This is a genomic window from Sphingobium sp. KCTC 72723 (assembly GCF_014280435.1).
GTDB lineage: Bacteria > Pseudomonadota > Alphaproteobacteria > Sphingomonadales > Sphingomonadaceae > Sphingobium.
The window spans coordinates 1,204,953-1,223,174 of record NZ_CP060388.1 but is presented as its reverse complement, the minus strand read 5'-3'; the positions used below and the strand labels follow the sequence as shown (position 1 = coordinate 1,223,174).

Annotated in this window: 19 protein-coding genes; 6 read left to right on the top strand and 13 right to left on the bottom strand. The window is 60.7% G+C overall.

The annotated features are described in order from the left end of the window. Positions 1 to 48 precede the first annotated feature (48 nt). Both clpX and SPBM01_RS06025 read left to right on the top strand, forming a co-directional pair. Complete coding sequence (gene clpX, locus SPBM01_RS06030; RefSeq protein ID WP_188064452.1) at positions 49 to 1,317, top strand: ATP-dependent Clp protease ATP-binding subunit ClpX; 1,269 nt, start codon at positions 49 to 51, stop codon at positions 1,315 to 1,317. Positions 1,318 to 1,685: 368 nt separating this feature from the next. Continuing rightward, on the top strand, positions 1,686 to 4,244 hold the full coding sequence (locus SPBM01_RS06025; RefSeq protein WP_188064451.1) for a TonB-dependent receptor: 2,559 nt from the start codon (positions 1,686 to 1,688) through the stop codon (positions 4,242 to 4,244). 129 nt (positions 4,245 to 4,373) lie between these two features. Here the strand turns inward: SPBM01_RS06025 and mtgA are convergent, their stop codons facing one another. The 3 genes from mtgA to SPBM01_RS06010 all read right to left on the bottom strand — a co-directional run bounded on the left by mtgA (position 4,374) and on the right by SPBM01_RS06010 (position 7,110). After that, positions 4,374 to 5,063, bottom strand: a complete 690-nt coding sequence (mtgA, locus tag SPBM01_RS06020) for a monofunctional biosynthetic peptidoglycan transglycosylase (protein WP_188064450.1) — start codon at positions 5,061 to 5,063, stop codon at positions 4,374 to 4,376. A 98-nt stretch (positions 5,064 to 5,161) separates the two neighbouring features. After that, positions 5,162 to 6,076 carry an RNA polymerase sigma factor RpoH gene (gene rpoH, locus SPBM01_RS06015; RefSeq protein WP_188064449.1) on the bottom strand — a complete coding sequence of 305 codons (915 nt, stop codon included), beginning with the start codon at positions 6,074 to 6,076 and terminating at the stop codon, positions 5,162 to 5,164. Between the two features lie 77 nt (positions 6,077 to 6,153). Next, a complete protein-coding gene (locus SPBM01_RS06010; RefSeq protein WP_188064448.1) occupies positions 6,154 to 7,110 on the bottom strand; it encodes an RluA family pseudouridine synthase in 957 nt (318 codons plus the stop codon). 17 nt (positions 7,111 to 7,127) lie between these two features. Here SPBM01_RS06010 and SPBM01_RS06005 point away from each other — a divergent pair, with 17 nt between their 5' ends. Continuing rightward, positions 7,128 to 7,529, top strand: coding sequence for a Mov34/MPN/PAD-1 family protein (locus SPBM01_RS06005; RefSeq protein WP_188064447.1), 402 nt, complete (start codon positions 7,128 to 7,130; stop codon positions 7,527 to 7,529). A gap of 97 nt (positions 7,530 to 7,626) precedes the next feature. Beyond that, positions 7,627 to 8,274, top strand: a complete 648-nt coding sequence (locus SPBM01_RS06000; protein WP_188064446.1) for a histidine phosphotransferase family protein — start codon at positions 7,627 to 7,629, stop codon at positions 8,272 to 8,274. Positions 8,275 to 8,313: 39 nt separating this feature from the next. Here the strand turns inward: SPBM01_RS06000 and SPBM01_RS05995 are convergent, their stop codons facing one another. The 10 genes from SPBM01_RS05995 to SPBM01_RS05950 all read right to left on the bottom strand — a co-directional run bounded on the left by SPBM01_RS05995 (position 8,314) and on the right by SPBM01_RS05950 (position 15,902). Beyond that, the gene (locus tag SPBM01_RS05995; protein WP_188064445.1) at positions 8,314 to 9,258 is read right to left on the bottom strand and encodes a hemolysin family protein; all 945 of its coding nucleotides are present in this window, start codon (positions 9,256 to 9,258) and stop codon (positions 8,314 to 8,316) included. 7 nt (positions 9,259 to 9,265) lie between these two features. Beyond that, a complete protein-coding gene (gene ybeY, locus SPBM01_RS05990) occupies positions 9,266 to 9,781 on the bottom strand; it encodes an rRNA maturation RNase YbeY (RefSeq protein WP_188064444.1) in 516 nt (171 codons plus the stop codon). Next, complete coding sequence (locus SPBM01_RS05985) at positions 9,778 to 10,779, bottom strand: PhoH family protein (RefSeq protein ID WP_188064443.1); 1,002 nt, start codon at positions 10,777 to 10,779, stop codon at positions 9,778 to 9,780. The genes ybeY and SPBM01_RS05985 overlap by 4 nt, the downstream gene beginning before the upstream one ends. 101 nt (positions 10,780 to 10,880) lie before the next feature. Next, on the bottom strand, positions 10,881 to 12,260 hold the full coding sequence (gene miaB, locus SPBM01_RS05980) for a tRNA (N6-isopentenyl adenosine(37)-C2)-methylthiotransferase MiaB (RefSeq protein WP_188064442.1): 1,380 nt from the start codon (positions 12,258 to 12,260) through the stop codon (positions 10,881 to 10,883). Positions 12,261 to 12,269: 9 nt separating this feature from the next. After that, positions 12,270 to 13,034, bottom strand: coding sequence for a lysophospholipid acyltransferase family protein (locus SPBM01_RS05975; RefSeq protein ID WP_188065580.1), 765 nt, complete (start codon positions 13,032 to 13,034; stop codon positions 12,270 to 12,272). Between the two features lie 4 nt (positions 13,035 to 13,038). After that, positions 13,039 to 13,461, bottom strand: coding sequence for a Fur family transcriptional regulator (locus SPBM01_RS05970; protein WP_188064441.1), 423 nt, complete (start codon positions 13,459 to 13,461; stop codon positions 13,039 to 13,041). 123 nt (positions 13,462 to 13,584) lie between these two features. After that, a complete protein-coding gene (locus SPBM01_RS05965; protein WP_188064440.1) occupies positions 13,585 to 14,010 on the bottom strand; it encodes a MucR family transcriptional regulator in 426 nt (141 codons plus the stop codon). 114 nt (positions 14,011 to 14,124) lie between these two features. Continuing rightward, positions 14,125 to 14,604, bottom strand: coding sequence for a GNAT family N-acetyltransferase (locus SPBM01_RS05960; protein ID WP_188064439.1), 480 nt, complete (start codon positions 14,602 to 14,604; stop codon positions 14,125 to 14,127). Next, a complete protein-coding gene (gene tsaB, locus SPBM01_RS05955) occupies positions 14,601 to 15,227 on the bottom strand; it encodes a tRNA (adenosine(37)-N6)-threonylcarbamoyltransferase complex dimerization subunit type 1 TsaB (protein WP_188064438.1) in 627 nt (208 codons plus the stop codon). The genes SPBM01_RS05960 and tsaB overlap by 4 nt, the downstream gene beginning before the upstream one ends. 99 nt (positions 15,228 to 15,326) lie before the next feature. Further along, entirely contained in the window at positions 15,327 to 15,902 is a 576-nt protein-coding gene (locus tag SPBM01_RS05950; RefSeq protein ID WP_188064437.1) for a NifU family protein, read from the bottom strand. A gap of 97 nt (positions 15,903 to 15,999) precedes the next feature. Between SPBM01_RS05950 and SPBM01_RS05945 the strand changes: the two genes are divergently transcribed. Together SPBM01_RS05945 and SPBM01_RS05940 are read left to right on the top strand one after the other, a co-directional pair. Then, positions 16,000 to 16,470: a pyridoxamine 5'-phosphate oxidase family protein gene (locus tag SPBM01_RS05945; protein ID WP_188064436.1), complete on the top strand. Its 471-nt coding sequence runs from the start codon at positions 16,000 to 16,002 to the stop codon at positions 16,468 to 16,470. 314 nt (positions 16,471 to 16,784) lie between these two features. Next, entirely contained in the window at positions 16,785 to 18,167 is a 1,383-nt protein-coding gene (locus SPBM01_RS05940; protein ID WP_188065579.1) for a DEAD/DEAH box helicase, read from the top strand. Positions 18,168 to 18,222: the final 55 nt, after the last annotated feature.

Sequence of the window (18,222 nt, the reverse complement as noted above, 5' to 3'; positions counted from 1 at the left end):
GGCATGATCTTGGTGGTCGTGAAACGGCGGGGATAGAGAGAATGGCGAATGACTAAGCTTACCGGTTCGGATTCTAAAAGCACGCTTTACTGCTCCTTCTGCGGCAAATCGCAGCATGAAGTGCGTAAGCTGATCGCGGGGCCGACCGTGTTCATCTGCGACGAATGCGTGGAATTGTGCAACGACATCATTCGCGAGGAGACCAAGGGCGGTCTTGTCGGCAAGAAGGATGGCGGCGTGCCTACCCCGCAGGAAATCTGCGACGTGCTGGACGATTATGTCATCGGTCAGAAGCGCGCGAAGCGGGTGCTGTCGGTCGCCGTCCACAACCATTACAAGCGGCTGAACCACGGGTCGAAGCCCGGTGAGGTCGAACTGGCCAAATCGAACATCCTGCTCGTCGGTCCCACCGGCTGCGGCAAGACCTTGCTGGCGCAAACGCTGGCCAAGACGTTCGACGTGCCGTTCACCATGGCCGACGCCACGACCCTGACCGAAGCGGGCTATGTCGGGGAAGATGTCGAAAACATCATCCTCAAGCTGCTCCAGGCGTCCGACTACAACGTCGAAAAGGCGCAGCGCGGCATCGTCTATATCGACGAGATCGACAAGATCAGCCGCAAGGCCGAAAACCCGTCGATCACGCGCGACGTGTCGGGCGAAGGCGTGCAGCAGGCGCTGCTCAAGCTGATGGAAGGCACCACTGCTTCCGTTCCGCCGCAGGGCGGGCGCAAGCATCCGCAGCAGGAGTTTTTGCAGGTCGATACAACCAACATCCTGTTCATCTGCGGCGGTGCCTTTGCGGGTCTGGAAAAGATCATCGGTGACCGTCTGGAAGCCAAGTCGATCGGCTTCGGCGCCCATGTCGCAGCGCCGGAAGAACGCAAGACCGGCGAACTGCTGCGGTCGAGCGAGCCGGAAGATCTGCTCAAATTCGGCCTGATCCCCGAATTTGTCGGTCGTCTGCCCGTCATCGCGACGCTGGAAGATCTGGACGTGGCCGCATTGGTCAAGATTCTGGGCGAACCCAAAAACGCGCTGGTCAAACAATATGGCAAGCTGTTCGACATGGAAAATGTCGAACTCAGCTTCACCGATGAAGCGCTGGTCGCTATTGCCCGCAAGGCGATCGCGCGCAAGACCGGCGCACGCGGGCTGCGCTCCATTCTCGAAGCGATCCTGCTCGATACCATGTTCGACCTGCCCTCGATGCAGGGTGTCGGCGAAGTGGTGGTGGACAAGGATGTCGTCGCCGGGACCAAGGAACCGATTCGCGTGTTCAGCGAAAAGGACAAGCGGGCCGAGGACGCCGCCTGAAATTCCGTCCATTCGGGTTGAAAATCAAAGGGTCGACGGGCAACCGTTGGCCCTTTTTCTTGGCCTATGCTGCACTCGCACAAAAATTCCTGCTGCGTTGCAAAATTGCACCACTGTCAAACTAACGTGCAAAATGCCTATCAAGTCACTAAAATTAAACAATTAATGGCCAATTGCGGCGGGTCGATCAGCAACGTCTGATGGGCTGGGGTGGGAATGTGACAGTCCTGCGCGTGCATTGTAACAATTTTGCAATCAGAGCATCACAGGGCCGTCGTCACGGACCGTCACAGGCGGTCGTGGCTTGGAAAAGCAAAAACAACATGGGCGCCTCCGCGCGCCACTCTTGAAAAAGGGACAAGGGTCTTATGAAGCAGTTTCTGATGTGCAGCGCCGCAATCGCCGCTGTTGCCGTTCCGGGCGCCGCATTCGCGCAGTCGACCGGCTCGATCGACTTTGAAGACACGATCGTCGTTACCGGCGGGCGGGTTCCCGGCGTCGCTGGCATCGTCCTGCCCGACACGACGAAGGCAAAGGGTGTCATTACCCAGGAACTGATCGCCAAGCAGGGTTCGGGCAACACCATCCTGAACGCGCTGAACCTCATTCCCGGCGTCAGCTTCCAGAATAACGATCCCTATGGTTCGGCTGGTGGTCAGCTGAACATTCGCGGCTTCGGCCCGGATCGCGTTTCGCTGACGTTCGACGGTATGCCGCTCAACGACACCGGCAACTATGCCATCTATTCCAACCAGCAGCTCGACCCCGAACTGATCGAGGAAATCAACGTCAACCTGGGCTCGACCGACGTGGATAGCCCCACGGCAGCTGCTTCGGGCGGCACCGTCAACTATCGTTCGATCCAGGGTTCGGACGATTTCAAGGTGACGATGGCTGGCGCGGCTGGCGATTACGACTTCTTCCGCCTGTTCGGCCTGGTCGAAACCGGCGTGTTCACGCCCTTCGGCACGAAGGCCTGGTTCTCGGCCTCGACCACGCGCAACGACAATGTGTTCAACAATTTCGGCCAGATCGACAAGCAGCAGTATAACGCCAAAGTTTATCAGCCGATCGGCAGCAATGGCGATTTCATCTCGGTCGCTGGCCATTACAACGCCAACCGCAACAACTTCTTCGGTTCGCTGCCACTGCGCGTCGATACCGATCAGGGTCGCGTTGCCGGGCCGAACTCGGCCAACCGCTATCCGATCAACAAGGACGAGCGTTTCTACACGCTGGCGGCCTGTCAAACGACGACTCCGCGTGCTGGCCTTGCCGATGTCGCCAACAGCTGCGGCACTGTGTTCGACTATCGCTTCAATCCGTCGAACACCGGCAACATCCGCATCAACTCGCGCTTTACGCTGGCCGACAATCTGGTCCTGACTGTTGATCCCAGCTATCAATATGTGAAGGCGAATGGCGGCGGCACTGCCACGGCCAACGAAGGCTTCTTCGACCTTAACCCCAGCAGCACCGTCGTTCAGCCGGTGGTCGGCTATTTCGGTAGCACGCCGTTCTTCGGTCGTGACCTGAACGGCGACGGCGACACCCGCGACACCGTCACCGTTCTGGCACCCAGCCAGACCCAGACGCATCGTTTCGCGGTCATCAGCTCGCTGCGTTACGACATCGACGAAAATAACCGCGTGCGTGTCGCCTACACGTTCGACCATGGTCGTCACCGCCAGACCGGCGAAACCGGCCTGATCGGCAGCAACGGCGAAACGATCGACGTGTTCGCTGTCGACAACCCGCTGACGGATACGGCCGGTAACTCGCTTCAGAAGCGTGACCGCCTGTCCTATGCCATCCTGCACCAAGTGTCGGGTGAATATGTCGGCAAGTTCATGGACGAAGCTCTGACCGTGAACCTGGGTGTCCGCGCTCCGTTCTTCAGCCGCAAGCTGTCGAACAACTGCTTCACCAGCACTGCGACCGGCACCACCCAGTGTTTTGGCACCGGCGTTGCCATTCCGGCCAACACCAGCGCTTTGAACCCGACCTGGGCTGCGCCCCAGACCCGCAAGTTCAAATATAACAAGGTGCTGCCGAACGTCGGCCTGAACTTCAAGATCACGCCCGAAGCCAGCATCTTCGCCAACTATTCGAAGGGTCTGAGCGTTCCGGGGACGGACTCGCTCTACAACGCCTTCTTCTTTGCCCAGAGCAACGACGCGGCCCAGCCCGATCCGGAAACCACCGACAGCTTCGACCTTGGCGCGCGTTACACCGCAGGCAAGTTCCAGGCCCAGGGCAGCTTCTGGTACACCAGCTACAAGGACCGTCTGGCCTCCGCGTTCGATCCCGAACTCAACGTCAGCGTTTATCGTAACCTGGGTAAGGTCGAAAAATACGGCTTCGACGGCAGCATCGGCTATCAGCCGATCGAGCAGATTTCGCTCTATGTGTTCGGCTCCTACTTGAAGTCGAAGATTCAGGACGATCTTCAGATCGGTACTGTTACCGTGGCTGGTGTCTCTACCCCGGTATTCGCACCGACTGCTGGCAAGCGTGAAAGCGGCGCGCCGACCTACACGCTGGGCGCACGCGGCGAAGTCAATTTCGAAGGTCTGACCGTGGGTATTCAGGCCAAGCGGACCGGCAAGCGCTTCGTTTACGACACCAACCTGCCGACCTACCGTAACACGGCAACAGCCCTGACGCCGGTTCAGATCTACAGCGCGGCGGCACCTGCCTACACGCTGGTCGATCTCGACGCCCGCTTCTCGCTGGCGCGCTGGGGTGCAGCAGGCACCTACTTCCAGCTTAACGTCAGCAACCTGTTCGACAAATTCTACGTCGGCGGTTTCGGCGGCGGGTCGAGCCAGTCCTTCACGCCTGCCACCGGCGTGTATGGCACGCCCGGCTTCGTGCAGATCGGTTCGCCCCGCGCGGTCTCCGGCTCGCTGCACGTCAGCTTCTGATCTTTCCGATCACCTGACTTCCAAGAAAAGGGGCGCGAAGAAATTCGCGCCCCTTTTCCGTTAGTTATATGTAGGAAAACCTTTGCAGCCCGACTTGCTACAGGCGATATGGCCTATGTTAGCGAAGTTTCACCGCAAACACCCGTCCAGCCCATCGCGCTGCACTACCTCGATCCGCCGCGCGATCGTGTTGCCATAGCGCCGGGTAAAGCCCGACGGTGCGACTGCCGCGCGCTTCTTGGGCAGCGGCAACACGGCGGCGATCCGCCCGGCCTCTGCCTTGCTCAGCCGGTCTGCACCATGGTGGAAATAACGGATCGCGCCTGCCTGCACGCCATAAGTGCCGATCCCCGTCTCCGCGACGTTCAGATAGACTTCCATGATCCGCCGCTTGCCCCAGATCGCCTCGATCAGCATGGTGAACCACGCCTCCAGCCCCTTGCGCACGAACCCGCCGCCCTGCCACAGGAACACGTTTTTCGCGGTCTGCTGGCTGATCGTCGATCCGCCCCTTATGCGCCCGCCGCTGGCATTATGGATCGCCGCCTTGGCAATCGCGTCGACATCAAAACCATGATGCGAACAATATTTCCCGTCCTCCCCCGCAATCGCCGCCCGTGCCATATCCGGGTCGATCTCGTCCAGGCTGGTCCAGTCCTTCGTGATGCCATTGGCGTCGAACAGCATCGTCAACGTCACCGGCGGCGGCACGAAGCGATAGATGGCGACCATCAACAGCGACAGCGCAACGAAGCCAAGGATGATCCTGAACGGTACGCTGATCCAGCGTGAACGGCGGGGAGGGGAGGGGATTGTCATCCCGCCAGCCTAACGCGCCCGTCGCGCCGCTCAAGCGGCCTGCAAACAAAAAAGCCCCGGATCGCTCCGGGGCTTTTGTCATTCAGGCCAGCTTGGTGTCAGGCTACGGCAAAGCGCGCCATCTGGCTCAACCTGTCGCCCGCAATCCGCATCATTGCTTTTTGCAGTTTCTCAAACGCCCGCACCTCGATCTGGCGCACCCGCTCACGCGACACGCCATAGACCTGGCTCAGTTCCTCCAGCGTCTTGGGTTCTTCGGCCAAGCGCCGTTCGGCCAGGATATGCTTTTCCCGATCGTTCAGGTCAGTCATCGCCTCCACCAGCATCTCATGACGCATGGTCTTTTCCTGTTCGTCGGCAACCCGCTCGTCCTGAAGCGGATCATTGTCCTGCAACCAGTCCTGCCACTGACCTTCGCCATCTTCGCGCATCGGCACGTTGAGCGACGTATCGCCACCCATCGCCATGCGGCGGTTCATGGAAATCACGTCCTGCTCAGACACGCCCAGATCGGTCGCGATCTTGGTCACGTCCTCAGGGCGCAGGTCGCCATCCTCGAACGCTTCGATATTATTCTTCATCCGGCGCAGGTTGAAGAACAGCTTCTTTTGCGCCGCAGTGGTCCCCATCTTGACCAGCGACCAACTGCGCAAGATGAATTCCTGAATCGAAGCACGGATCCACCACATGGCATAAGTCGCCAGCCGGAAACCGCGATCGGCCTCGAACTTTTTCACGCCCTGCATCAGGCCGATATTGCCTTCGGAAATCAGCTCGCTGACCGGCAGGCCATAGCCGCGATAGCCCATCGCGATCTTCGCCACCAGGCGCAGATGCGACGTCACCAACTGTGCTGCGGCTTCAGGATCCTGATGCTCCTCATACCGCTTGGCCAGCATATATTCCTGCTCAGGGGTGAGCAGCGGAAATTTGCGGATTTCCGAAAGATAACGGTTGAGGCTGGCTTCACCGCCTAATGCCGGAACCGCAGGGACATTGCTCTTGTTGGCCATGTCGCTTCACCTTTCCCTTTCATGCGTGGCGGAACCCAGAAGAGGCGTCCAAAACACCAGCGCAAACTTGTCAAACTCTATACGTGGAGCTGGCTTAACAGTTCCTGCATATCGGCAGGCAGTGCACTTAAGAACATAAGCCGTTCGCCCGATACCGGATGTATGAACCCCAGGCTTTTGGCGTGCAATGCCTGCCTTTTGAAACCCAGTGTTTCCAGTATTGATTTGAAACCTTTTCTATCCCTACTGTAAACCGGATCACCGATCAAGGGGTGTCCGATATGGGCCATATGGACGCGAACCTGATGGGTGCGGCCGGTTTCCAGCTTGCACTCGACCATGGCGGCGTCCTGCAACCGCTCCATGATGCGATAATGGGTTACCGCATGTTTGCCGCGCCCTTCCCGATGAACGGCCATCTTTTTTCGATCAGCGTCGGAACGGCCGAGCCAGGCGTCGATCGTGCCGTTGCCGGGGACCGGATGGCCATAGACGATCGCGGCATATAGCCGTTCGATGCTGTGGTCCTTGAACTGACGCGCCAATCCTTCATGCGCCTTGTCGGATTTGGCGACGACGAGAAGCCCGGACGTGTCCTTGTCGATGCGATGGACGATGCCGGGGCGGGCCACGCCGCCGATGCCGGATAATTGCCCTTTGCAATGATGGAGCAGCGCGTTGACCAGCGTCCCGTCCAGATTGCCGGCGGCAGGATGGACGACCAGACCGGCAGGCTTGTCGACCACGATCAAGTCGGCATCTTCATGCACGATGGTCAGCGGAATGTCCTGGGCCACTGTGTCCAGCGCAACCGGCGCAGGCAGGGTGACGATATAATGCTGGCCGATCGCTACCTTAGTAGTGGTGCCGATCTTTGCCGATTGTCCGGTCAAGCGGACATGGCCATCGTTGATGAGTGCCTTCAGCCGCTCGCGCGACAGGTTGGGCAGCAGGTCCGCCAGCGCACGGTCCAGCCGAAACCCATGTTGCGCCTGCATGATTGTCGCTTCGATGATGGAAACCCCCGGACCCATTGTCTAGGGATGTAGGAATGAGCCACGAAATTGCAAGTTCGCTGCTGGACCGGATTACAGCACTGGCGGCAGCGGAACCGCATGAAGTGTGCGGCTTGTTGCTGGGCGAAGCGGGGCGGATCGACGCGATCATGCCTGCCGCCAATGTGGCGCCCGATCCTGCCCGCCATTTCGAACTGGATCCGGCCACGCTGATCGCGGCGCACCGTCGGGCGCGCGCGCGTGGTCCAGCGGTCATCGGCCATTATCATTCTCACCCTTCCGGCGTAGCCCAACCGTCTGCTACCGATCTCGCGTGCGCCGCGCCTGATGGCAGCTTGTGGCTGATCGTTGCGGGTAGCGACGTTGGCCTGTGGAGCGCGTTACCCGACGCGGATGGGCGCGTGCATTTCGTTCCGGCGACGTTGTGCGTCCTGTGAGCGAAACGCGACGCAGCGGGCTTGCATCGCCCGGCGGGCCAGCGCATTAGCGGACTACACGCTTTTTCTATCACAATCGGGCGATACAGAACCCCTCATGACCCAATCCACTGACAGCATCGAGTTCGCCAGCCTGCTTTGTTCGCGCCTGTGCCACGACCTGCTCAGCCCGGTCGGCGCGCTCAACAACGGGCTGGAGTTGATGGCGGACGAAACTGACCCGGAAATGCGCCAGCGGTGCCTGGATCTGCTGGCGGACAGTGCGCGCACATCGGCGAACAAGCTGAAATTCTTCCGTCTGGCCTTCGGTTCTGCGGGCGGATTTGGCGATGCGGTGCCGCCGCATGAAGCGCGGGTCGCGATTGAGGGAATGTTCGTCGGCACGGGCCGCGTCAAGGTCGGCTGGATGGTCGAGGAACAGATGCTGGGCAAGCTGCCAGTCAAGGTTCTGCTCAACCTGTCGCTGATCGTCGGTGATGCGCTGGTGCGCGGTGGCCAACTGGACATCGGGGCGGAAAAGCGGCCGGGCGTCACCGAAATCGTTGTCCGGGGTGAAGGGCCGAGGGTCATTCTGGACCCGGAACTACGCTCTGCGCTGGCCGGGACGCTGCCGCCGGAAGGGCTGGGGTCGCGTACCGCCGCAGCATGGATGGTGCGTCAGTTGGTGACGAGCGCAGGCGGCGAAATTGCCCTGTCCGCCCCCGGCGAGCCAGTGCTGTTATTTGGTGCTTCCATTCCGGGGTGAAGGCAAACCGCCGGGCCGTGATGAGCGGCCCGGCCGTGTTCAGTCGTCCCTATCCTCCACCTTGTCCACGGGGGGATGCAGGCGCAGGCGAGTCACGCGGCGTCCGTCGCTGGCCAATATCTCCAGCTTCCATCCGCTTTCTGGGTGGAGGAGTATCTCGCCCGGTTCAGGCACGCGCCCGGCAATGACGAAGGCCAGACCGCCCAGCGTATCGACATCTTCCTCGACATCGCCCAGCCGCTCGTCGATTTCCTCGGCCACATCGTCCAGTTCGGCGCGGGCATCTGCTTCCCACAGGCCGCCGTCCAGCGGCACCAGCATGGCTTCGGGCGCATCGTCATGCTCGTCCTCGACGTCGCCGACGATTTCCTCGACCAGATCCTCGAACGTCAGCAGCCCTTCGGTGCCGGAATATTCGTCCAGCACGATGGCCAGATGCGTGCGCTTGGCCCGCATTTCGGCCAGCAGGTCTAGCGCGCCCATGCTTTCGGGCACGTAGAGCGGCTGGCGGATCAGCGGTTCCAGCGTCTCCGGCACCGGCGACTTGCCTGCAAGAATGGCGAAGGCGTCGCGGATATGGACCATGCCCACGATCGTATCGAGCGTGTCGCGATAGACCGGGATGCGGCTATGGCCCGCTTCGGCAAACAGGGCGGCCAGATCGGCAAAGCTGGCCTTTTCCTCGATAGCAACGATGTCCGCGCGCGGCACGGCTACGTCATCGACCGTATGTTCGGAAAAATGGAGCAGGTTGCGCACCATCTGACGTTCGATCGCCGACAGGTCGCCCTTGGCCGGGGGAGCGGTGCTTTCGTCCTGCTCCTCCTCGTCATATTCGTCCAGCGCTTCCTCCAGTTCCTTGCGGAGACTGGTTGCTTCACCCTCGCCGAACAGAAGCGACTTTATGCCGCTCCATAAACCGCCGTCATTACTACTGTCCGATTCCTTGGAACCGTTGCCGTCCTTCGGGCTGCCCTCAGCCATAATTCTATCAATCCCCTAATGTCATGCGATCCCCATAGGGATCGGAAAGGCCAAGGCTGGCGAGTGCAGCGACTTCCAGCGCTTCCATCGCCTCGGCTTCATTGTCGTCCATATGATCATATCCGAGCAAATGAAAAGTCCCGTGGATAATCAAATGCGCAGCATGATCGGCGATGCTGATGCCTTTGTCCGTGGCCTCGCTCGCGCACACCCCTTCCGCCAGCACGATGTCGCCCAGCAGGATTTCGCCATCGTCGGTATTGGCGGTGGCTTGCAACAGGTCGGGCTGCACCATCGGAAAGGACAGGACGTTGGTCGGCTTGTCCTTGTCCCGATAGGCGCGGTTGAGGTCATGGACTTCCGCGTCGCTGGTCAGCTTGACTGCGACTTCGTACAACGCCTCGTCCGTTGCAAAGGCGGCATAGGGGCTTTGGGTGATGGCGGCCACGACTGCGCGCTGCGCGAGCAGTTCCCAGTCGGTGCCGGGCCAGCCTTCGTCGTGGAGGACAGCGACGTCGATCATGCGTCCGGTCCCTCATAGGCCTGGACGATGCGACCGACAACCGGATGACGCACCACGTCGCCGATGCCGAACGGCACCATGGCGATTCCTTCCACCCCGTTCAGCCGTGCGACGGCGTCGGCCAGCCCTGACGATCCGGGTTGCGGCAAATCGACCTGTTTGGGATCGCCGCAGATGACCATGCGGCTGCCCTCGCCAAAGCGGGTGAGGAACATTTTCATCTGAGCGATGGTGGTATTCTGCGCTTCGTCCAGCACGATGAAGGCGTTGGCCAGCGTGCGCCCGCGCATGAAGGCCAGCGGAGCAATCTCGATCTCGCCCGAAGCGATGCGCCGTTCCACCTGTTCGGCGGGCAGCGTGTCGTACAGCGCGTCGTAGATCGGACGGAGATAGGGATCGACCTTCTCCTTCATGTCGCCGGGAAGAAAGCCCAGCCGCTCGCCAGCCTCCACGGCGGGGCGCGACAGGATCAGCTTGTCGACCGACCCGGTGATGAGCTGGCTGACCGCTTGCGCCACCGCCAGATAGGTCTTGCCGGTGCCTGCTGGCCCTAGCGCAAAGATGATGTCGTTGCGATTGAGCGCCTCCATATAGGTGACCTGCGTCGCTGACCGGGGGACGATGGTTTTCTTGCGGGTGCGGATCATCACCGTGGGCGGTTCGGCGACATCGTGGCGAATGATGCCGTCCAGCGTGGGTTCCGATGACATGGCGATGACAGCCTCCACGGCGCCTGCGTCGATTTCCTGTCCGGCGACGATGCGGTTATACAGGCCAGTCATCACGTCGCGAGCGCGGGCGGCGGCTTCCGCCTCGCCCTCTATCTGCAACTTGTTGCCGCGCGCGGCGATATAGACGCCCAGCCGGTTTTCGATCGCCACCAGATTCTGGTCATATTGCCCGAACAGCGCACCCAGCAGATGCGGCTTTTCAAAGGTGACTTCCAGCCGGGCGCGTTGGGCGATGTCGGTGCGGGGCGGGTGCGGTTTCTTGCCCATTCAAAAGCCTCCATTGCTCGTCGGACATCTCGTAAGAACCGGCCAAAGCCGTGGGTCGGGGAGATGGCTTCCCACATATGCGGGAATGACGAGGCTTTGGTTCAAGCGGCTTTCCTCCTGCTATATGCGCCGGCCAGACTATTGGGTCCGGCGCTGATGATATCGACATCGATCATGTCACCGATGCCGACAGATTGTCCGTCACTGGCGACATCGACATGGACAGACTGTAACCATGGCGTCTTGCCGATCAACTGGCCAGGATAGCGGCCTTTGCGCTCAAGCAAGATATCGGTGCGGCGACCGACAGTGGCGGTGTTGAAATCCACCTGATGGCGATTGATCGCCGCCTGTAGCCGGGCGAGGCGATCGTCCATCATGGCAGCAGGCACCTGACCATCCATGTCGGCGGCGGGCGTACCGGGGCGGGGGCTATATTTGAACGAATAGCATTGTGCATAGCGCACTTTGTCGACGATCTTGAGAGTATCTGCGAATTCTTCTTCCGTTTCGCCGGGGAAGCCGACGATGAAGTCGCCCGACACCGCAATATCTGGCCGGACGGCACGAACACGCTCGATCAGGCGCAGATAGCTATCGACGCTATGGCTGCGGTTCATCGCTTTAAGGATGCGGTCATTACCCGATTGCACCGGCAGATGCAGGAAGGGCATCAGCTTGTCTATTTCGCCATGCGCCGCGATCAGGCCGTCGCTCATGTCGTTGGGATGGCTGGTGGTGTAGCGGATGCGCCTTAGGGCGTCGATCTTTGCAAGGGCGCGAACCAGCCCGTCCATGCCCTGCATCTGGCCCTTGTCGTCCTCGCCGGTCCAGGCGTTGACGTTCTGGCCCAGCAGCGTGATTTCCTTCACCCCGCCATCGACCAGCGCCTTGGCCTCATCCAGTATCGCGTTCCACGACCGGCTGATTTCCGCGCCGCGTGTATAGGGGACCACGCAATAGGTGCAGAATTTGTCGCACCCTTCCATGATGGTCAGGAATGCGGTGGGCCGCGCCTGTTTCGTGCGTCCGGGTAAAGCAGCGAATTTGGAGGCGGCAGGCATGTCGGTATCGACGGCCGCTTCGCCCCGCCGCGCTTTTTCGATCAGGTCGGGCAAGCGATGATAGGCCTGCGGACCGACGACGATGTCCACGGTCTTGGCACGGCGACTGATTTCGCTGCCCTCCGCCTGCGCGACGCAGCCGGCGACGGCGATCATCGGGCGGGTGCCGTCTTCGCGCGTCATGCGGCCGATGTCGGAATAGACCTTATCCACTGCCTTTTCACGGATGTGGCAGGTGTTGAGGATCACCAGATCCGCCTGCGCGCCATCGGCAGCGGCGGTCATACCCTGCGTCCCCAGCATTTCGGCCATGCGTTCGCCATCATAGACGTTCATCTGGCAACCGAAGGATTTGACGTGGAAAGTGGCCGGAGCCTTGATGGTCACGGGGCTGTTGGGGGCGTCGTTACGATTCATGCCGTCCAGCTATACAGGGCGCGGCGCAGGAGTGGAAGGGCGCTGCTGCTGCTGCCGGGCGATACTCGCGGCGATCCTTTCCCGCGCGGTCGCTGCGATCGCCTTGCGATCGGCGCAGACGGCCGGATCGAACGGTTCCAGAAAGCGCAGTGTCACGTCGATCGGCCCCTTGCGCGCCAAAATGCGCCAGGCGTTGGTCCCGGCCGGTTCTTCGCCATGCCAGGCAATGGCATGAGTGGCCGCACCATAGTCGATATGCACTGGCTGGATCAGCACGGCGCGCGGTGGCGGCAACAGCACGGCGAGCAGCGATGGCTTGAACGGCAGCAGGCCGCTGCCGTCGCTGGTCGTGCCTTCAGGGAACAGGGCAACAGGCTGATGCCCCAGCATCGCGTCGCGCAGGGCGTCGATCTGGCCTGACAACATGGCCCGCCTTTCGCGGGCGACGAACAATGTGTTGTTCTGCGCCGCCAGCCAGCCGACCACTGGCCAGCGCGCTATACCGTCATGTGCGACAAAAGCCGCGCCGGTCGCCCCGCCCAGCGCCAATATGTCGATCCAGCTGACATGGTTGGCGAGCAGGAACATGTCGCCGTCATGGGGCCGTCCCGACATATGCACGCGCACCCCGACCGATCGCCCGGCCATCGCCAGAAAGCGGCGCGGCCAGGGTGAACGGCGACCGAGCGCGCGCCAAAGCAGATGCGGGATCAGGCAGGCCAGCAGGCTGGCGACAAGAGCTGCGATGCGCGTCGCGCGGCGAAACATCGCTATTCGATCAGTTTTTCCGGTCGAGAGCGACGCCATAAAGTTCCATGCGATGATCGACCAGGCGGAAGCCCAGTTTCTCGGCAATGATCTTTTGCAACTGTTCCAGTTCAGGGTCGACAAATTCGATGACATTGCCGGTTTCGACGTCGATCAGATGATCGTGATGCGATTCCGGTGCCGCTTCGTAACGGGCGCGACCATCGCCGAAATCATGCCGTTCCAATATGCCGGCTTCCTCGAACAGGCGCACGGTGCGATAGACGGTGGCAATCGAGATACCCGGATCAATCGCGGCTGCGCGCTTGTGCAATTCCTCGACATCGGGATGGTCAGTCGCATCGCTCAGCACCTGAGCGATCACGCGGCGTTGCTCGGTGATGCGCAGGCCTTTTTCATGGCACAGCGCTTCGACGTCGATTTTGCGGTTCATGCAGGCTCGCTTAAAATAGCATTTCGGAAAATTCGCCCAAGCCTAGCGACTTTTCCAGATACAGGAAAGGGGCGCATCGGCGATGCGCCCCTTCCATCAGGCTTTTTAAGGCAGCGTGACCGCTTATTTCGCGCGCGGCACCCGGCGACGCTTGGTGCCAAGGCCAATTTTCTTGGCGAGCGTGCGGCGCTGTTCGGCATAGTTGGGGGCGACCATCGGATAATCGGCGGGCAGGCTCCACTTTGCGCGATAATCGTCGGGGGTCATCTGATAATGAGTCATCAGGTGGCGCTTGAGCATCTTGAGCTTCTTGCCATCTTCCAGGCAGATGATGAAATCCGGCTTGATCGAGGACCGAACCGAAACCGCAGGCTCCAGCTTTACTTCGGGCAAAGGGGCCGGTTCGCTCAAACCCGACAGCGCGGCATGAACATTCTGAATCAATGTCGCAACGTCAGAGACGGCAACACTGTTGTTAGAGACATGCGCAGCGACAATGTCGGATGTCAAAGTAATGAGCATTTCGCTCTGGGCGGATTCGTTTTCCATTTTTTCGTTTCCTGCGAAGGCTGTATTTGGTGCGACCCGCCCAAGGAAATTCATTTCAGGAGCGGTACGGAAAGCGCTAGACCCCACAGGTATTTTTCGCAAGACCCTATTGCATCAGGCGAGCATGTCGATGCGAAAGCTAAGAGCATCGTGAAGTTGTCCATCATGTCCGCGATAGTAACCGGGGCGGCGATGTACATATTCAAAGCCTGCTTTCTCATAAAGATGCACGGCATTGTTCGCGGCCCGCACTTCAAGGTTCATCGACGTGATGCCTCTACGGCGGGCAGTCAAAAGACTGTCGCGTAACAGCGCATCGCCAATGCCGCGCTTGCGCCAGGCCGGATCGACGGCAAGCAACAGTAATTCGCATTCGTCCAGCACCGACCGCACCAATGCAAAGCCGAGCGGCGCAGCGTCCAGGCGCGCGATCGTCAGCCATGTGCCGGGCATCATCATGATCCTGGCCAGTTGCGGCAATGTCCATGCTTCGCCGAACGCCGGGTCGAATGCCTGGGTCATGACGGTCATTGCGTCGGCCATCGCGTTGCGATCACTCTGGTCATAGCAATCGAGGGTAAGGCGCGGCATCATGATGCCGCACGCTCCGCCATGGTCTTGGCATCCGCGCCGCGACCATAGACCGGGGTGGCAGGCAGGGGGGGCAGCGATGCGATCAGCGGGAAATCGGTGGCATCGGGATAGATCGTAACCGCCGTGCCATGGCCGCGCGCCGTAACCAGCGTTTCCGCCCCGGTGCCGTAAAAGGCGTCTGCTTCCAACTGGGTGGCCAGCGTTGCGATGGGTGTGGACGCAATCGCCGTCATGGGGACCAGTCCGGTGGTATCGAACATTTGCCAGAATAATTCGCCATGCCCCCCGGTGATGGTGACCGTAATTGGCCCGCCCCCATGGTTCTGCGCTGCTTTCGCGGCGATCAGGGCAGGCGCGCTATAGCCTTGAACGGGTATCGCCCATGCCAGCGCCAGCGCGCGGGCGGCGGCAACGCCGATGCGCACGCCGGTAAAGCTGCCCGGCCCGACATCGACGGCAATGGCGTCGGTGCGTCCGCCATGGGGCAGGGCAGCGATCGCGGGCAGCAGGGCTTCGGCATGGCCACGCCCGACAATGTCATGAAAGCGTCCGATCGGCGCGCCATTTTCCAGCAACGCCACGGAAAGAGCCTGTGTCGCGGTGTCGATCACCAAAAGGCGCAAATCATACTCCCCTCAAGCATCCGCATCGTGCGGAATCATCTTGGCGGTTAGTCGATTGGTCGCGATTTGCCAAATGGCGCAAAGGACAAGGGCCGGTGGTCAGACCGCGCGCACTTCCGTCACTTCCGGCACATAATGTTTCAGCAACTGTTCGATGCCGTTTTTCAGCGTCGCGCTGGACGACGGGCAACCTGCGCACGCGCCCTGCATCTTGAGGTAGACAGTGCCTTTGTCGAAACCGCGATAGACGATGTCGCCACCGTCATTGGCGACTGCCGGGCGAACCCGCGTGTCGATAAGGTCGCGGATCTGCTCCACGATTTCGGCGTCGGCAGGATCGTCGGAAAATTGTTCCTCATCGTCCGGCACGCTGATGCCCAGCGCGGATCCTGACGCGAACAGCGGCATGTCGGCGGAAAAATGTTCCAGCAGCGTGGCTAATATGTCCGGCTTTACGTCGCGCCATTCCGATCCCGGCGCGATCGTGACCGATATGAAGTCACCGCCGAAAAATACGCCCGTGACATCGCCCTGCCTGAACAGCGCGTCGGCCAGTGGCGACGCTTCCGCTTCTTCGGGGGTCGCGAAATCGCGGGTTCCAGCACCCATGACCGTGCGGCCGGGCAGGAATTTGATGGTCGCCGGGTTGGGCGTGAGTTCCGTCTCTATCAGCATGGACGCTATGTGGAGATTTGCGTGGAGGAGATCAAGCGTTTCGGGAACTTCGCGGGCAGATGTCGATTGATGATGCAAACCGGCAAGGAGAGCAGATATGACCAACGACACCGAAATCCGCGAACGCTTCTGGGCCGAAATTTCCAGCAGCCCTTTTCTGATGATCGGATTGCAGGGCAGTCACGACCATAGCGAACCGATGACCGCGCAGCTTGATCCTAACGCCAATCATTGCTTCTGGTTCTACACCAGCAAGGGCAATCGACTGGCACCCGGCGGTGCGGCGATGGCGCAGTTCGTGGCAAAGGACCATAATCTGTTCGCCTGCATCGACGGCACGCTGACGACTGAGATGGACCCGGCGGTGATCGACCGCTTCTGGTCGAAGGAAGTGGAGGCCTGGTATCCGGGCGGTCGCAACGATCCCGACTTGCTGATGTTGCGCTTCGACCTTGGCACCGCCGAAATCTGGCGAGCGGACATGTCGATCAAGGGCGTGTTCAAACAGTTGTTGGGCGGCGACGTGCGCGACGAAATGAAGGGCAAGCACGCCGAAGTCTCGCTCTGACCTGTTTGACCGTCAGACGTAACGATTGACGGCGACCGCAGGAGCGATCCTGCGGTCGCTTGCTATTTGCCTGCACTTGCGCCATATGCGTTGCAGCGCAGCAGACGGGCCATCATGGCCCCCTAGCGATTGGCAGCGTGATCGTCCGCATCCCCGTAGGCTGAAACAGCCACGCAAGGACCACGGACCGGCCAATGAGAGTCTGCGTCAAGCTTGAGGCTTCCCTTTTCACGCGGGTCGTTTCGTAACCCGCCTCGCGCCCTTGCTGCGTCCGCAGAAACAGGTTGGCGCATGGCTTACTTGTGAGTTTTTCAATGCAATTCAACGAACTTGGTCTGGCTGAGCCGATCATGAAGGCGCTCGAATCCAAAAATTATGTGACGCCCACGCCGATCCAGCAAAAGGCGATTCCCGTCCTTTTGGAAGGCCGTGACCTGTGTGGCATCGCCCAGACCGGCACTGGCAAGACCGCAGCCTTCGCGCTGCCCAGCCTCGACTATTTCGCCCGTAATCCAAAGGTTACGCCGATCAAGGGCTGCCGGATGCTGGTGCTGGCGCCGACCCGCGAACTCGCTGCGCAGATCGCGCAGAGCTTCCGTGACTATGGCCGCTTCATGAAGTTGACCGTGGAAACCGTGTTCGGCGGCGTGCCGGTCAACAAGCAGATTCGCGCCCTTGCCGGTGGCGTCGATATTGTCGTCGCCACGCCGGGCCGTCTGCTCGACCTGATCGACCAGCGTGCCTTCACCATCAGCCACACGGAAATCTTCGTTCTCGACGAAGCGGACCAGATGATGGACATGGGCTTCATCCATCCGTTGAAGCGCGTGGCCAAGATGCTGCCGCGCGATCGCCAGAACCTGTTCTTCTCGGCCACCATGCCCAAGGAAATCGAAGCGCTCGCCGCCCAGTTCCTGAACGATCCGGTCAAGGTCAGCGTCGCGCCGCAATCCACCACGGCAGAGCGCGTTCACCAGCGCGCCACCTTCGTCAACCAGGGGGAAAAGCAGGCGCTGCTTCACATGATCCTGGCCAGCGAAGACATCGACCGTGCGTTGATCTTCACCCGCACCAAACATGGTGCCGATCGCGTCGTGCGCTTTCTGGAAGGCGCAGGGATCGACGCTTTCGCTATCCATGGCAACAAGAGCCAGGGCCAGCGCACCACGGCATTGCAGGCATTCCGTCAGGGCAAGGTGAAGCTGCTGGTCGCGACCGACATTGCCGCGCGCGGCATCGACGTGTCGGGTGTCAGCCATGTCATCAACTTTGAAATCCCCAATGTCGCCGAACAATATGTCCACCGCATCGGTCGCACCGCGCGCGCCGGGGCCGATGGCATTGCGATCAGCTTCGTGGCGGATGACGAGCGGCCTTACCTGAAGGCCATTGAGAAGGCGACGCGCGTAAAGCTGGAAATCGAGCCTCTGCCCGAAAACTTCATGGACGCCGTGCGCGCCCTGCCAAAGCCTGCCGCGCCCAAGAAAGGCCCGATGCAGACGCCGCAGCAGCAGGCCCGCCGCGCCGATGGCCAGCGTAAATATCAGGACGGCCAAAAGCCGTCGCGTGGCAATCCTGACCGGGCGCATCGCCCTGACGGAGAAGGCGGCGAAAAGCGTCCCTTCCATCGTCGCCGTAGCGGCGGTGCCGTTGGCGCGCACAAGGGCGCGGTTCAGCGCACCGGCACGCCGCGCTGAATTGAATTGAACTGAGTTGTTGAAAAGGGTGGCGGGCATCATGTCCGCCGCCCTT

Coding starts and splice junctions, on each gene's coding strand:
- SPBM01_RS06000 (WP_188064446.1), top strand. CDS start 7,627: ATGACCCAATCCACTGACAGCATCGAGTTCGCCAGCCTGCTTTGTTCG.
- SPBM01_RS05995 (WP_188064445.1), bottom strand. CDS start 9,258: ATGGCTGAGGGCAGCCCGAAGGACGGCAACGGTTCCAAGGAATCGGAC.
- SPBM01_RS05970 (WP_188064441.1), bottom strand. CDS start 13,461: ATGAACCGCAAAATCGACGTCGAAGCGCTGTGCCATGAAAAAGGCCTG.
- SPBM01_RS05985 (WP_188064443.1), bottom strand. CDS start 10,779: ATGGGCAAGAAACCGCACCCGCCCCGCACCGACATCGCCCAACGCGCC.
- miaB (WP_188064442.1), bottom strand. CDS start 12,260: ATGAATCGTAACGACGCCCCCAACAGCCCCGTGACCATCAAGGCTCCG.
- SPBM01_RS06025 (WP_188064451.1), top strand. CDS start 1,686: ATGAAGCAGTTTCTGATGTGCAGCGCCGCAATCGCCGCTGTTGCCGTT.
- SPBM01_RS06005 (WP_188064447.1), top strand. CDS start 7,128: ATGAGCCACGAAATTGCAAGTTCGCTGCTGGACCGGATTACAGCACTG.
- mtgA (WP_188064450.1), bottom strand. CDS start 5,063: ATGACAATCCCCTCCCCTCCCCGCCGTTCACGCTGGATCAGCGTACCG.
- SPBM01_RS05950 (WP_188064437.1), bottom strand. CDS start 15,902: ATGCTGATAGAGACGGAACTCACGCCCAACCCGGCGACCATCAAATTC.
- rpoH (WP_188064449.1), bottom strand. CDS start 6,076: ATGGCCAACAAGAGCAATGTCCCTGCGGTTCCGGCATTAGGCGGTGAA.
- SPBM01_RS05945 (WP_188064436.1), top strand. CDS start 16,000: ATGACCAACGACACCGAAATCCGCGAACGCTTCTGGGCCGAAATTTCC.
- SPBM01_RS06010 (WP_188064448.1), bottom strand. CDS start 7,110: ATGGGTCCGGGGGTTTCCATCATCGAAGCGACAATCATGCAGGCGCAA.
- SPBM01_RS05965 (WP_188064440.1), bottom strand. CDS start 14,010: ATGGAAAACGAATCCGCCCAGAGCGAAATGCTCATTACTTTGACATCC.
- SPBM01_RS05960 (WP_188064439.1), bottom strand. CDS start 14,604: ATGATGCCGCGCCTTACCCTCGATTGCTATGACCAGAGTGATCGCAAC.
- clpX (WP_188064452.1), top strand. CDS start 49: ATGACTAAGCTTACCGGTTCGGATTCTAAAAGCACGCTTTACTGCTCC.
- SPBM01_RS05940 (WP_188065579.1), top strand. CDS start 16,785: ATGCAATTCAACGAACTTGGTCTGGCTGAGCCGATCATGAAGGCGCTC.
- ybeY (WP_188064444.1), bottom strand. CDS start 9,781: ATGATCGACGTCGCTGTCCTCCACGACGAAGGCTGGCCCGGCACCGAC.